Below are 13,229 nucleotides of genomic sequence, written 5' to 3' on the forward strand. Positions count from 1 at the left end.
ATAAGCAATGTTATTTACAATGTATTTCCTTCCTGGCTTTTTCGATAATCTTTTTTATAAAAGGTCCTTTTTTCTTTGTATAGGTAGGTCTATCGAACTGATATTTGGAGGCAAGTTCTTTTTTTAACGATGCATATTCCTCGGCTACTTTGGGGTATAGCCTAAGATAATCACGAAATAATAATTTTTCAGCCCACTCACTACTATTAAATTCACAGATATGAAGATGGCAAGTACCCTGTCCCCATAATCCCTTCCTAAAGAACCTTCTATCTTTAAACTCCTGTTTAGGAACATATTCATATTCTATTTCACTCAAAGGACTAACAAAGTTTTCTATTTCATCTAAATCTTGTACACCTACAATAATGTCAATTATTGGTTTGGCTTCTAACCCCTTTATAGAGGTACTTCCAATATGTTCAATTCCAACAGCCTTATTACCTAAAACATCAAGAATTCTTTTTTGTTCATTTTCAAATTGTTTTCCCCAATTTGGATCATAATCACTAAGATTAACGATTGTTTTCGTCATATATCTGTTTCCCCTTAAAAAATAATATATCTTAAATTAATTCTATATAGCTAAACGAAAACCTTCTTTAACAAAACTACCTATAATCCTCTAAATCTTTAACTGTTTCCCTCATACTTAATTCTTCTTCATTTATGGCTTTACACGAATTCCCGGCATCTTTCAAATTAACTAAATATACCTTAAAGCCATTTACTAATGTATCAGCAAAATAAATACCTAACCGATTAAACTCTCTGTATAAATGAGTTACACGAAGTGGATCACCTTCACCTTGAGTAAAATTTCAAAAGTACCTCTGTTTGTTTCTAAAAACTCCTGGTTCCACATATAGTCATCACCTCTCTTTTTCCTAATTCAGGTAATTCAATATTTAGGTTTATTTCCTTCTGATACTGAAACATTAGAAAAAAAGCAATTGCTCTTATTGAACAATTGCACCTGTTAATATTCTTTCAAACTCTCATTTTTATTATAAAATAACTTTATAATACCCAGCATCGCCTAAAAAGTTGTCGCGCGTAACTATTTCTCCGAGAAACTGTCTATAGGCAGTAATTGTTCCATCGTGAGAAACAAAAAAGGTTCTTTTGGTATTAAGCCCATTACACCAATTAATAAATTGATGAGCCAACATTGCAAATTCTACTTCTGGTACCGTATTAATTCCACTACCCCAATAAAGTGAATTACTATCTTCAATTTCATAAAGAGGAAAGTCTTTAATTATTCGCTCCTTTGTTAGTACAGTATCGCAATTGTAAGCCTTGTATGACGGTAATAATGGAAACATCCTGGGTCCAACTAAAGGGTGAACAACTTTTTTGCAAGCTGAATCTATCGACCAATATTCTGCCGTTTGAAGTGTGCGTCTCAGTGGGCTTATTATTAACAAATCATCATCAAATACAGGGAAGAGTTCTTTCAATTTTCGAGCTTGTTGAATTCCTGCATCAGATAATGCTGGGTCTAATATCTGTAGACTATCAGGAGGATCTAAAACGTGTTCCCCCTGTGCGTGACGAATAAAATAAAGTTCCATTACAATCCCCCAAAAATAATATAAGGCTGTTAAGCCGATATATTCGAATATTAATTAAATAATCCTCAATTCCCTGTGAAAATCCCCAATCAGTATTTCATATTCAAAAGAGGTCCGGCTTAAAAGATAAAATGCAGCTTTCTGGTGTGCGTAATGCATCAGCCCTCTCAGTTTACTAACATTATGGACCTCTATCCCTTCAACCATTTGGCTTTCGGCCCGCCACCTAACTGTCTACGCTTAAAGACTAAAGTTAACTTTAGCCCTCCAAGACTCGCAACGAGCGAATGGCTAATTCTTACTCGCGGGAATCCCACCCGCTATATGATACGGCCTTTGCTCGGCCGCACACGCACCACCCATTATTTTAAGTGCATTCTTTCACACGGCTTCAGAAAAGGAATGCCACATTTCCAGCCCTTATTTCATAATAAGACTCTTCCTGATCGAAATAAGAGCACGACGGCAGGCGCTCCTTACTTTCGCTAAACTGCCAACACCCAGGGGGGCACTTTCGAGGTGTGCTTATCTCCGTATTTTGAGAGGGCTTCTTCGATTCGTTGGCTTGAGTGCTTCCACGCTAAATAGTTTTGTTTACCTAATGTTCAACATTTGTCCAAATGGTTTAAAGAGCTTATTAAGCATTTCCGTAGGTCCATCCATTTCTGGAAAGAAGACGAGAAGAATACAAAGCATCCAACCCAAGATTGCTAAGGCTATATAAGAAGTTTTCTCTTTCCTCTGATTGCGATCCATTTTTGGCCATTGAAAAAAAGTAACAAGCGACACCAGTACCGTTATCCCGAGGACCATAGCTGCTTTCATTATTTTTTCACCTCTTTGTCCAATAGGTCCACTGGTGTAGTAGTTAAGCCCGTTTCACGAATATGCACTTTTATATTTGTTTTTACATTAACCCGCGGGAGGAAACTCTCCCAATTATTTTTTACTTTGCCCCATTCTTTTGGGTATTTACGGTGAAATGCATCTCCAAATCCAAAAGCGTCAATTCTCTTTTTATCCTTAACCTGCTTTAGTGCCTGATTAATACTTTTTTTTATCTCCGCCTCAAAAGCCTTTTCTACCCGTCTCGAAACTTTCTTGTTCATAATATCGAGTTCACTTCCATTTTGGACAATCATTCCGTCGCTTTCGATTTGCACAGTAATGCTCCATTTTCCTTTCTCGATTTTTGGGATTAACTTTGTTGATTCTCTAATCGAATCTAACGAAATCGTTTTTCCTTTTATGGGGTGTGCCGTAATAGTAGGAACATCAATTTGATTTCTTACCCACAATAATCCTCTTGATGCACTGTCGTTGATGCGACTGATCATTTTGTACTTTTTAAAAATAGCCGTTCCCGTTATATATGTTATCGATTCGCTCTTTTTTTCACCTTGTTTTTGCGGTAGTTTTACAACGATTGGCAAGACCGCTCCACCTGAATCTCCTATTGACATTTGTTCAAAATCTTTAATTGTAATATCTTGAGTTAAACGCATTTGAGATAGCTTTTGCAGAACGACCCCTATATTTTTCTCACTATTCAGTATATGGGAATTCTATAACATTCTTTCGCTATTATTGGAACTGAGTTTTTGTGTGAAATATATTTGGATATCAGTTATATCTGAATATCGGAATGCTATTGGCAAAGGCAACTGGCAATTAAAAAGGGAGAAAAAACTTCCAATTTTATAGGAAGCTCTTTTCATTACTTTCATACTGCCTCCATGGGTTTAAGGATATGTTCAATATATTCAGTTCTAGAAATCATCGGAATGTTATCTTCCTTTAGATCTAATTAATGGCCAAAAGTAAAGTGTTTCAACAATGTATCCAATCGGTGTCATTACGTTCAATTTCCACTTTATGCAAAATCTTTCCTTCTGAGCTAGTTGCCACAAGATTAATTGTTACTCAAGCTTTTTTCTTCAAAATTGTGAGTTGATGACTCCAGTTAATCTCTTGAAACCGAACGAATTTTATAAAGTTTCTTAGTAAGTTGTTAAACTTATGTATGTTCCTTGTAAAAAATGAGTAAAAGACCTTTTTTAGACTTCTTGAACAAGTAATATGTTATTGAAAGAATATATATTCTCTCTTGCGGATATATTCCAATGACAACAGAGAAATAAGCTACCGGCCACCATTTTCATGAATGGTGGAAAAAAGGGAGTTATTCGCAAGTATATACAAAATAAGGAGGGCATCATGCGAAAACTAACACTAACAGCTGCCGCAATTGTAACAATTAGTACTGGATTAATGGCTTTTACTGCATCTAGTACCGGATCAACCGCGATGGCCGTGTCTAAAGGTAACGGACCAGTAGCTTCCTCAACATTTAAAACGATTAAGGCTGTACCGAAAGTGCAGAATTTGGCTGATCAATTCCAGGATCTTACTCGCGACACCAAATGGCAACAAAAACAAAAGATTAATCTACAATTTAACAACTATCATTCACAAGGAATGGTTCGCGTTGGGGACCTCTTTTACATGTCTTCTGTTCAACTTAACGAAACGCCTGTGAAATATAACCACCCCCAAGGCGGCTATGATCGCACCCCGGGTAAAGGAATCGGTCATCTATTCGTCTTTGATAAACAAGGTAAGCTTGTAAAGGATATCCGACTGGGTGAAGGGGATATTTATCATCCAGGTGGTATTGATTTCGATGGTAAAAATATTTGGGTGCCCGTCGCTCAATATCGTCCCAACAGTGAATCCATTATTTATAAAGTCGATCCAAAGACCATGAAAGCAACAGAAGCATTCCGTGTGCATGATCATATCGGTGGATTGGTCCGCGAGGGTCAAAGCGGAAATATTATCGGCAACAGCTGGGGTTCACGCAAGTTCTATGAGTGGAACCAAAATGGTCAGCAGCTCCTTGTGAAAAAAAACTCTAGTTTCTTTATAGACTATCAAGACGGTCATTATATAGGCCAAGGTAAAATGATATTGAGCGGAATTACAGAATATCCAAATCCTGCAGCCGGAAACGGTAAACCATACGAGTTGGGTGGCTTATCCCTGGTTGATATGAAAACACTGAAAACGGTTCGAGAAGTACCCGTAACTGAGTTTTCTCCAGACGGGCATGTAATTACGCGTGATCCGGTCTTTGTGGAAAAAGCAGGACAACAGATGCGGATGTATGCCGTACCTGATGACGATCATGGGTCACTGCTAGTCTATGAAACAACGAATCTCAGTAATAAACAATAATGCCAATCTAAAACATAAAAATATGCATCCTTATTTGTCAATTCTTTAAAGGTAAACAATATAAAAGACCTTGATTATTTCCAAGGTCTTTTATATTTTACTACTTACTTCACCGTATTGCTTCCTTGTTTATCATAACAATATTCTTGAAGTCAATCTTCACAAACAACCTTTTCCCTACGCTCACACGGCTTCCCGCCTACTTGATCTAGCTGCAGCTCGTCTCCTCAAGTATAAAGAAACGCTCTGTAGAGATCCTCCTCCACAGAGCTTTCTTCGAATTTATTATGCTTTTACAAAATTCAAGGAGTGACAGGCACCATACGTTACTTATGCTTTGAAAATAATCTGTTTTTTGTCCCGTCTGTTTTAACTCGGAATATGTCTTCATGACCATCTAATTTGTAGTAAATCCAATTATCCAATACATTTATATCTGATATTTCTTTTTGTATCAATAATTGATTATTTTCACCATTCTTTTTCATTTTATATAAATAATAGTGATCACCTGCATTCAAGTAATAAATCCAATCTTTATCTACGATTATTGATGAAAACTTTTGATCAGTTATTTTCATTTCCTTACCTTTTTGTTTATCCACTTTATACAAGTGCTCATCTGTATCTGTATAATAGAGATATTCCTCATCTGCATCAATGATTATCTGTAAATATGAAACTGTATCATTTAGTTTTTTTACGTTTTCTCCATTTAGTGACATCGAATATAGTTTTCCTTCTTCACCATCTTCATCTATAGGTTTATAAAAGTAAATATGTTCACGATCAACGTAGAAATTCATTGTAACTTCCTGTTTTGGTGAATATATTTGAACCTTATCCGTCCCGTCCAAGTTCATTTTATAAATACCATTCTTAATCGAATCATAATAGTAAATCTGATCATTTTTTACTTGTACATAGTCAGCACCTTTGACTAATTTTTCTTTATCTATCCCATTTAGTTTTATTCGATATAACATCGGTATATCCGAGAAAGGCATTACGGTATAATAAACCCATTCCCCCAATACATTTAAATCCCCAAATCCTTTTGACGTGAGCTTTACCTCATTTGTCCCATCTTTTTCTTTAATCATAATATCATTATTGCTGATAAGAGGAATATGGGAATCATTATACTTCATATAAATTAAAAGGTTATCCTGCTTAGCGACAAATCCGTTATTGATTAAATTCCCATATGAATTCCCTGTTAAATTAGGCGTACCTTTCTCCCCAAATTCTTTATTGGGTTCATTTTCACACCCAATTAATAATAGTATCATCAAAATAACATAGTATTTTTTCATTCTTTCATCCTTCTCATTAAAAATAACGAGCCATAAGTTTGACCAAGCAATATAACCAACATTGCCAAAAAAAAAATAATACCATCCTTTCCCGCTATTCCCTTTTCCATAGATAACTAATGATGTATGTCCAAAACCATTTGCTCCATTTGATGCGGTAATCCATATAGCATCATTACATCTGGATCATATAATTCACCCGATTATTATCAGCATACGTATACCAATTCTGTGAACTTTCATCTTTTTCACGAATAATCATACCTATAGGAGTGTATTCTTCCCACTGATAAATACGATACTGTTCGAGAGATTCACCATTCCATAGAACTTCTAATAACAATTGATTTCCATCGCAATAATATTCATGGTTTTTTTTTGCCGATGATTTTTTTCGTCCGTAATCCTGCTTCATCATAGTCGTAACGTGCCACTTATTTCCCTTGTAAATCAGTAACTCTTGTTTGATAGCCAAAGGCATTGTACTCATATTTGAATTTTTCATCCTGAAGCAAGTTGCCATCATCGTCATACTGTTAGCCCTTACCATTTTTAGTTTCCATCTGATTTTCTGCGTTAAACGTAAAGGTATCTGTTTTGTCCCCATGTGTACTTTCTTTGCGATTCCCAATTTCATCGTAGCTATATTTTTTAATCGTGCCATCTGGTAGTTCCTCTTGAGTCAATTGGCTATCTGCATCAACAGTAAAACTTACAACGCCTTGTTCACTACTTTCTTCTTTGATGTTACCTGATCCATCATACTTATAATCATATCTTATACTTGTGTCATTTCCTTGTGTGTAGTCAAAACTTTCTAATAGGTTACTTTGAATAAAAGTATTGGTTTTTTGAGATAGATTTTCATTGACTGTCACTTTACTTTGATTATTCACTAGATCATAATCGTAATCAAGCATCATCCAATCTTGTTCGCCTTCTCCAAGTTCGTCTTCCTTTTTACCATCATCTGTATATTTGAGGGGTTGTTCCACCTTCCATGATGCGTTATCTTGTGCATAACTAATGGTTGAATTAAGTGGACGTTCATTCTCATCATACGTATATCCAATATTGTATTTCACTAGTTTTTATGACTTCAGTAGATCCGTATCAAAATAAGTAAAGTCCTCCACTACTGGATTCAATCTTCATCTCTCCCATCGATGTACTCGCCAGTAAATCCCTATACCTCCCTGTAGTTCCATAGCTCCGCTTGTTATGCGAGATCTTGTCCCAACCAGCCTCAAACATCTTTCTACAAGTAGGGGGCGAACAGTTTAGTTCACGAGATGTTAGTCCCACGCACCCGTACGTTCTGCCCTGGCTACTGAAATAATAGGTCCTATAAAAAAAGAGCAACCAGTAAAAACTGGTTAACTCTATAATACGAATGCACCCTATAGTTTAATTGTAACTTCACAATCCACCGTTGAAAATAAAGAAATACTGTAAAACAGCATTCCTTTATTAAAATTCCTATTGTTGTTGACCCTCAGTGAAAATTTGAAAGGAAACTCCAAATTTGTCAACTACACTGCCGTAAGCTGGGCTGAAAAAGTTTTCTTGCAAAGGCATTGTAACTTGTCCCTCTTGAATCAACGCCTCAAACATTTGTTTTGCCTTTTCAGCATTGTCGGTAGTGATACAAATAGTAACTTGGGTTCCACTTGAATGAGGCTGCCCTGGAAATGTATCTGAGAGCATAAGTTCTGTTTCACCGACTTTAATTGTAGCGTGAGATACTAAGTTTTTTGCCTCTTCTGGTAATTGGAATTCTGGGTTTTCAGGCATTTCTCTAAAGGACTGGGTAAATAGTACATCAGCATTTAAAGCCTTTTGGTAAAAATCAATCGCTTCTCTGGCATTTCCATTCATTACTAAATACGGTATCAATTTCAGTGTCATTAATAATCATCTCCTGTTTTTTTACCTATAATCCATAACTAAAAGCAGTGCATCATCAAAACAAAGAATACTTCCATTATTACCCATGATTTAATCATACATTAAAGAACACTTGTTCGCAATATAAATTTTTGTACAACCTATCCAAACCTTTTTTAACAAGTATGCTGCTCGTTAGCACAAAGAAAAAGGAACGCCGCAACGGTCCTCCATCTTAAACTCTAATACCCGTTTGCTTAAGTGAAATTATATATAGCATAAGCATGAAAGGAAGATTAAATTTATAATTAAGATAATAGGATTTGGGTAATAATTAAATGAGAAGTAAAAGGAGGATATAAAATGGCTATATTTAAATTAGGTGAAAAAGTTCCAAATTTTGCACTTCCTGAAATATCAGGACAAGATTTTTCGTTTGAATCTTATCTTAAGGATCATAAAAGCTGGAATCTAATTATTTTTTTTAGGGGAGCTTGGTGTCCTGTATGTGTCCATGATCTTAAAGATCTTGAAGAAAACAAGGCTTTCTTTGAAGGAAAGAATGTACATCTTATCACGATTTCAACAGATAAGTTAGAAAACTTAAGGAAGATGTCATTGGAGAACAATCTATCGTTTCCGATTTTATCAGATGAAAATTTGGATGCTTTAAAAGCTTATGATGTTTCCTATCATGGTGAGGATGCCCCTTATGAGGATCATGGGACTCATGGAGAACCTGCTTATTTCCTTGTAGATGAAAATGGACATCTGCTGTATCAACAGAGACAAACAAGCCCATTTGGACGACCTACTTCTACGGAACTTCGAAAGATTGTACAATATATAGGCAAGAATCTAAAATCTTAACTGCGAATGTTTAAAATGAAGGAGAGAAAATTATAAACAAGGATGGCATTTATTACTGAAGACAGTAAGGGATGAGTGGATGAACTCTTCAATCAAAGCACTAGTTTTTGATATTTATGGAACATTATTTGATGTATATTCAGTAAAAGAAAAATGCAATGAACTTTTCCCGGGGAAAGGGGAAGAAATCAGTATAATATGGCGACAAAAGCAACTGGAATATTCCTTTTTGCGGCAATTAATGGGACAATACGAAACATTCATTAATATAACAAAGGATTCTTTAAAGTATGCAGTTAACAAACTAAATTTGGATTATACCCAAGAAAAGGAATATGCACTTCTTAAGAAATATAAAAATCTGTCTTACTACCCAGAAGTTGAAAAAGTGTTAAAACAAATGAAACCAAAAAAACTGGCTGTCTTTTCAAATGGCTCTCGTGATATGTTAGAACCACTTATCCAAAATTCTGGATTAACTCCTTTATTTGATGAAATTATTAGCGTTGATGATATAAAACAATACAAACCAACGCCTGCTTCTTATAGTTATTGTTTGAAAATATTAGGATTGCAACGTGAAGAGGTCTTATTTATGTCTTCTAACGGATGGGATATTTCCGGTGCGAAAAATTTTGGGTTTAAGACAGCATGGATTAATCGCAGCCATTTACCTGTAGAAGAATTAAATTTAAAACCTCACGCTATTTATACCGACTTAAATGGGATTTTGGAATGGAAATAAATCATTGGAAATCGCCCCAATTTTTAAAAGAAATCTGTATAGATTTTTGTAATGCGAGTTTTAATATTATCTACAAAACCCCTCGAGTCAAATGATTCGAGGCGTTTTTTATTTCAGTATTATTTAAGGCAAACTGGACGAAAATTACTTTTGCTCACTTTATATCAATTGTCTTGTTATCTTTTTTTCAAGATTAATTAATATTGATAACGAAGTCGCTAGCAGAATATTCAATTCGTTTCAATTATTAGGCGTGAATATCATTGAATTGAAGGACACGTAAGAGGAGCACAAATGGCTATTGATGGACGGGACTGTCCTAAGCTTCCTCTTTGCTGCGCTTAGATGCATTAGGCAATTTTAGTTTATAGATAGTTTTTTTATGTAAGAACTATATTATTCAATTAACTAAGGTGATATTAACTTGAAAACGAAACAAAATACTGCAATATTTTGGGCGATTCTATCTGTGCCCTATATGCTATAAGCATCCCCCTTTCTAAAATATTTTTAACAGAAATTCCTCCAGCTATGATGGCTGCACTTTTATACCTTGGAGCAGGTTTTGGGATGTCTATCATCTGGTTGATTCGTTCAAAAAAGCGGCGGCAATTTTTCTTATGATAGAATTATCAATGACCACTTCTTCAATTGCTAGGGTCCGCTTTTAATATCAATACAAAGGTTCGATTATGTATAAATAAAAGCCATAATAAGTTCAAAAATATTACTTTTGAACTCTATTTATACTAAATGATTCGGATCAAACCATACTACATAAAATACATTGCTTATAAAAAAACATTTACTCAACCTCGTTAGAATTGAAAATTACCAAGGCTTGTCCACTAATTCTTCCTCGTTCTTTAACAAGAATTCACCCTCTAACGTATCATCACAAGACTCACTAAGAGCGAATGGCTATTTATTACTCGGCGGGAATCCCACCCGCTATATGATACGACCTAGGCTAGGCAGCACACGCAAGCTTTTGTTTTAATGGAAAAATTTTACAATCTGCTCGTATAGATAGCTCTTTAAAATGTTTAAAATTAAGAACATTGAAAAGTTCATTTAGATTGGCATTTTTCTCATTTTGAAACAAGGCTTTTCCAATTAGAACAAGCAAATAAGTTTTTCAATACAATGTACTATCCGAACTAGTACGATTTTCTTGCGGCATTTTTCCAACAAAAGGAATGGGTGAAAATGGGAATCATTAACGGGAAAGATTTTATTGATCGTTTAAATAAGTTAGAAAACGAAATTTGGTTTGATGGTGAAAAAATTAAGGTGAAAATTTCTGAGCATCCAGCGTTTAAAGGGATTCTTAAAGCAAAAGCTGCTCTATATGATTTACAAAATGATCCCATTCTAAAAGACGAGATGACTTTCTTTTTACCTGATATAGAGGAGCCTATCGGACTATCATATATGCAGCCAAAAACAAAAGAGGATTTAAAGAGAAGAAGAAAGATGATGGAACAATGGGCAAGATTCACTCATGGTTTGATGGGTAGAAGTCCTGACTATATGAATACAGCAGTAATGAGCTTTGCTTCTTCCTCCGTCATTTTAAACGGCAAGGAAAATTGTTTCCCTGAAAATATTCAATCCTTATACGGAAGGGCGATGGAGCACGACCTCTCGTTTACACATACATTTATTACTCCCCAGGTGAATCGTTCTGAGTTCTATTTGGAAATGGCTAAGAACCCTATCTCCGCAAAGGTTATTGAACGAAATGAAAAAGGATTGATTATAAAAGGTGCTCGCCTCCTCGCTACTCAGGGCGGTTTAACGGATGAAGTATTGGTTATTTCTGCTCCAAGACTCTTTGATAGAGATGAAGCGTTCGCCTTTTCCATCCCTTCTAACACAAAAGGAATAAAATTTATTTGTAGAGAATCCTTTGTGGGAGGAGAATCTTCTTTTAATCATCCCCTAAGCTCAAGATATGAAGAGATGGATTCAATTGTTGTCTTTGACAACGTATTAGTGCCATGGGACCGTGTATTTTTTTATAATAATGTCGAAGCAGCTACTGACTTTATGAATCGGAGCTCTTTTTACACTTTTGCGTACCATCAAGTAGTGAACAGACAAATTGTAAAAGCAGAATTTATGCTTGGGGTTGCACAACTCATCGTTGAGACAATAAATGTTGGAGAGTATCAGCATATACAAGAAAAACTTTCAGAAATCATCATAGGTCTTGAAACTATGAAAGCACTATTAGAGAAGTCAGAAAATGATGCAGTATTAGATGAATGGGGATGCATGCGTCCTAGTATGATACCATTACAAGTTGCCAGTAACGTTTTTCCGAGAATTTATCCCCGTTTCTGCGAAATTATACAACTAATTGGAGCTAGTGGAATGGTTTCATTGCCAACCGAAAGAGACTTTGATTCTGAAATCAGGGTAGAACTAGACCAATATCTTCAAGCATATGGTATGAGTGCTGAGGAACGAGTAAAACTATTCCGTTTGGCATGGGATCTTACGATGAGTTCATTTGGTACAAGGCAAACTCAATATGAAAGATACTTTTTTGGTGATCCCATCCGATTATCCAGCAGTTTATACAGAAACTATCTAAAAGATCAACATGTGGATGATATTAGCAAATTTTTAAATCAAATGTAATAAACCACCTATAACATGTACAGCATCTCTTGCGTCGGTGTTAATCACTTTCGTATAGAAGCTAGAAAATTGGTCACTGAAAAACCGAAAAATAGTTGTACATCTCTCCAGTACGATGACAAACTTAACTGATGCTGAAAATTTACCAGAACGGCTTGGCTATCTTCATGACATCTTCAGTTAACCGCCACTGTGAGGCTGTGAACATTTACCTATAAGAAACTCCTTGTGTTGCTTCCTCCATCTTAGTAAGCCCAATGTTTGTTCCCGTTGCCCAAAACATATCCAATACTTTTTGAACAAAATACTCAGCAGGTGCGCCAATACGAATCTTGAATTAAAATTTAATGTCGTTGTCGTTACAACGGTTATTTGAACCAAAATTCATCATACAATCTCTCCTTACTAAATGAATGATAAATGAAGCACCGCTCATTTGCTGAACGGTGCTCAAATTACTTTATTGAAAGATCTTTTGTAAGCGATAGACTTCACGTTTATCAATTATAGGAGCTATGTTTTGTCGGTATTCCTGATAATGATTCGATTCCATATGAAGCTTAAGTGATTCTTCGTCCTTCCATGTTTCATAAAATACGAATACTCCCTTATCTTCCAGCGATTCATGTAACGTATATTCAATACACCCTTTTTCGGCACGTGTAGGTTGAATCACTTTTTCTAATTCTTCCCGAAGAACCTGTTCTTTTCCTGGTTTTGCTTTTAAAATCGCATTAATCGTAATTGAAGCCATGGTGACCCTCCTTTTATCCAGAATTTTCACTAAGTTTACATACATACAATCCTAAGCAGGCCCTTATGTTATAAATCAGGTTTGCTTCGATAAAAATATTTTGGTGTTTTGATTTCATTTTTATATGATCACGAAAAATGTGGGTTGCGGCAGGAGAAATCGGCGGAATGAGCCATGTCCAGTCTCCGGTAACT

At 35.5% G+C, this 13,229-nt stretch carries 14 protein-coding genes and 1 pseudogene; 4 read left to right on the forward strand and 11 right to left on the reverse strand.

Annotated features, from left to right (window positions below):
- Positions 1-10 precede the first annotated feature (10 nt).
- From BIV59_RS17480 to BIV59_RS17495, 4 genes are all read right to left on the reverse strand, one after another.
- Positions 11-535: a GrpB family protein gene (locus BIV59_RS17480; protein WP_071352735.1), complete on the reverse strand. Its 525-nt coding sequence runs from the start codon at positions 533-535 to the stop codon at positions 11-13.
- 472 nt (positions 536-1,007) lie between these two features.
- Positions 1,008-1,577 (reverse strand): histidine phosphatase family protein, encoded by a 570-nt coding sequence (locus BIV59_RS17485; RefSeq protein WP_071352736.1) that lies wholly within the window; start codon positions 1,575-1,577, stop codon positions 1,008-1,010.
- Positions 1,578-2,171: 594 nt separating this feature from the next.
- Complete coding sequence (locus BIV59_RS17490; protein ID WP_071352737.1) at positions 2,172-2,402, reverse strand: hypothetical protein; 231 nt, start codon at positions 2,400-2,402, stop codon at positions 2,172-2,174.
- Positions 2,402-3,082 carry a Ger(x)C family spore germination C-terminal domain-containing protein gene (locus tag BIV59_RS17495; protein WP_071352738.1) on the reverse strand — a complete coding sequence of 227 codons (681 nt, stop codon included), beginning with the start codon at positions 3,080-3,082 and terminating at the stop codon, positions 2,402-2,404. Before BIV59_RS17495 ends, BIV59_RS17490 begins: the two co-directional genes overlap by 1 nt.
- 712 nt (positions 3,083-3,794) lie before the next feature.
- Here BIV59_RS17495 and BIV59_RS17500 point away from each other — a divergent pair.
- Complete coding sequence (locus BIV59_RS17500) at positions 3,795-4,814, forward strand: DUF6454 family protein (protein ID WP_071352739.1); 1,020 nt, start codon at positions 3,795-3,797, stop codon at positions 4,812-4,814.
- Between the two features lie 326 nt (positions 4,815-5,140).
- Here the strand turns inward: BIV59_RS17500 and BIV59_RS17505 are convergent, their stop codons facing one another.
- From BIV59_RS17505 to BIV59_RS17520, 4 genes are all read right to left on the reverse strand, one after another.
- A complete protein-coding gene (locus BIV59_RS17505; protein ID WP_071352740.1) occupies positions 5,141-6,130 on the reverse strand; it encodes a DUF5050 domain-containing protein in 990 nt (329 codons plus the stop codon).
- Positions 6,131-6,305: 175 nt separating this feature from the next.
- Positions 6,306-6,662, reverse strand: a complete 357-nt coding sequence (locus tag BIV59_RS17510; RefSeq protein ID WP_139194408.1) for a hypothetical protein — start codon at positions 6,660-6,662, stop codon at positions 6,306-6,308.
- A gap of 4 nt (positions 6,663-6,666) precedes the next feature.
- Entirely contained in the window at positions 6,667-7,215 is a 549-nt protein-coding gene (locus BIV59_RS17515; RefSeq protein WP_071352742.1) for a hypothetical protein, read from the reverse strand.
- A 394-nt stretch (positions 7,216-7,609) separates the two neighbouring features.
- Positions 7,610-8,038: a VOC family protein gene (locus BIV59_RS17520; protein ID WP_071352743.1), complete on the reverse strand. Its 429-nt coding sequence runs from the start codon at positions 8,036-8,038 to the stop codon at positions 7,610-7,612.
- Positions 8,039-8,380: 342 nt separating this feature from the next.
- On the opposite strand from BIV59_RS17520, the gene BIV59_RS17525 reads away from it, so the two are divergent.
- From BIV59_RS17525 to hpaB, 3 genes are all read left to right on the forward strand, one after another.
- Positions 8,381-8,887: a peroxiredoxin family protein gene (locus BIV59_RS17525; protein WP_071352744.1), complete on the forward strand. Its 507-nt coding sequence runs from the start codon at positions 8,381-8,383 to the stop codon at positions 8,885-8,887.
- 79 nt (positions 8,888-8,966) lie between these two features.
- On the forward strand, positions 8,967-9,632 hold the full coding sequence (locus BIV59_RS17530) for a haloacid dehalogenase type II (RefSeq protein ID WP_071352745.1): 666 nt from the start codon (positions 8,967-8,969) through the stop codon (positions 9,630-9,632).
- Between the two features lie 1,209 nt (positions 9,633-10,841).
- Positions 10,842-12,281 (forward strand): 4-hydroxyphenylacetate 3-monooxygenase, oxygenase component, encoded by a 1,440-nt coding sequence (gene hpaB / locus BIV59_RS17535; protein WP_071352746.1) that lies wholly within the window; start codon positions 10,842-10,844, stop codon positions 12,279-12,281.
- Here the strand turns inward: hpaB and BIV59_RS22950 are convergent.
- From BIV59_RS22950 to BIV59_RS24270, 3 genes and pseudogenes are all read right to left on the reverse strand, one after another.
- Positions 12,276-12,555, reverse strand: a pseudogene (locus tag BIV59_RS22950) (Tn3 family transposase); the annotation flags it as partial. The gene hpaB and the pseudogene BIV59_RS22950 sit on opposite strands and share 6 nt — an antisense overlap.
- Before the next feature lie 186 nt (positions 12,556-12,741).
- Entirely contained in the window at positions 12,742-13,035 is a 294-nt protein-coding gene (locus BIV59_RS17540; protein ID WP_071352747.1) for a putative quinol monooxygenase, read from the reverse strand.
- Positions 13,036-13,048: 13 nt separating this feature from the next.
- Positions 13,049-13,204, reverse strand: a complete 156-nt coding sequence (locus BIV59_RS24270) for a hypothetical protein (RefSeq protein WP_346417411.1) — start codon at positions 13,202-13,204, stop codon at positions 13,049-13,051.
- Positions 13,205-13,229 lie beyond the last annotated feature (25 nt).

Origin of the sequence: Bacillus sp. MUM 13 (assembly GCF_001866725.1) — a bacterium.
Lineage (GTDB): Bacteria > Bacillota > Bacilli > Bacillales > DSM-1321 > Peribacillus.

Coding starts and splice junctions, on each gene's coding strand:
- BIV59_RS17480 (WP_071352735.1), bottom strand. CDS start 535: ATGACGAAAACAATCGTTAATCTTAGTGATTATGATCCAAATTGGGGA.
- BIV59_RS17485 (WP_071352736.1), bottom strand. CDS start 1,577: ATGGAACTTTATTTTATTCGTCACGCACAGGGGGAACACGTTTTAGAT.
- BIV59_RS17490 (WP_071352737.1), bottom strand. CDS start 2,402: ATGAAAGCAGCTATGGTCCTCGGGATAACGGTACTGGTGTCGCTTGTT.
- BIV59_RS17495 (WP_071352738.1), bottom strand. CDS start 3,082: ATGCGTTTAACTCAAGATATTACAATTAAAGATTTTGAACAAATGTCA.
- BIV59_RS17500 (WP_071352739.1), top strand. CDS start 3,795: ATGCGAAAACTAACACTAACAGCTGCCGCAATTGTAACAATTAGTACT.
- BIV59_RS17505 (WP_071352740.1), bottom strand. CDS start 6,130: ATGAAAAAATACTATGTTATTTTGATGATACTATTATTAATTGGGTGT.
- BIV59_RS17510 (WP_139194408.1), bottom strand. CDS start 6,662: ATGACGATGATGGCAACTTGCTTCAGGATGAAAAATTCAAATATGAGT.
- BIV59_RS17520 (WP_071352743.1), bottom strand. CDS start 8,038: ATGACACTGAAATTGATACCGTATTTAGTAATGAATGGAAATGCCAGA.
- BIV59_RS17525 (WP_071352744.1), top strand. CDS start 8,381: ATGGCTATATTTAAATTAGGTGAAAAAGTTCCAAATTTTGCACTTCCT.
- BIV59_RS17530 (WP_071352745.1), top strand. CDS start 8,967: ATGAACTCTTCAATCAAAGCACTAGTTTTTGATATTTATGGAACATTA.
- hpaB (WP_071352746.1), top strand. CDS start 10,842: ATGGGAATCATTAACGGGAAAGATTTTATTGATCGTTTAAATAAGTTA.
- BIV59_RS17540 (WP_071352747.1), bottom strand. CDS start 13,035: ATGGCTTCAATTACGATTAATGCGATTTTAAAAGCAAAACCAGGAAAA.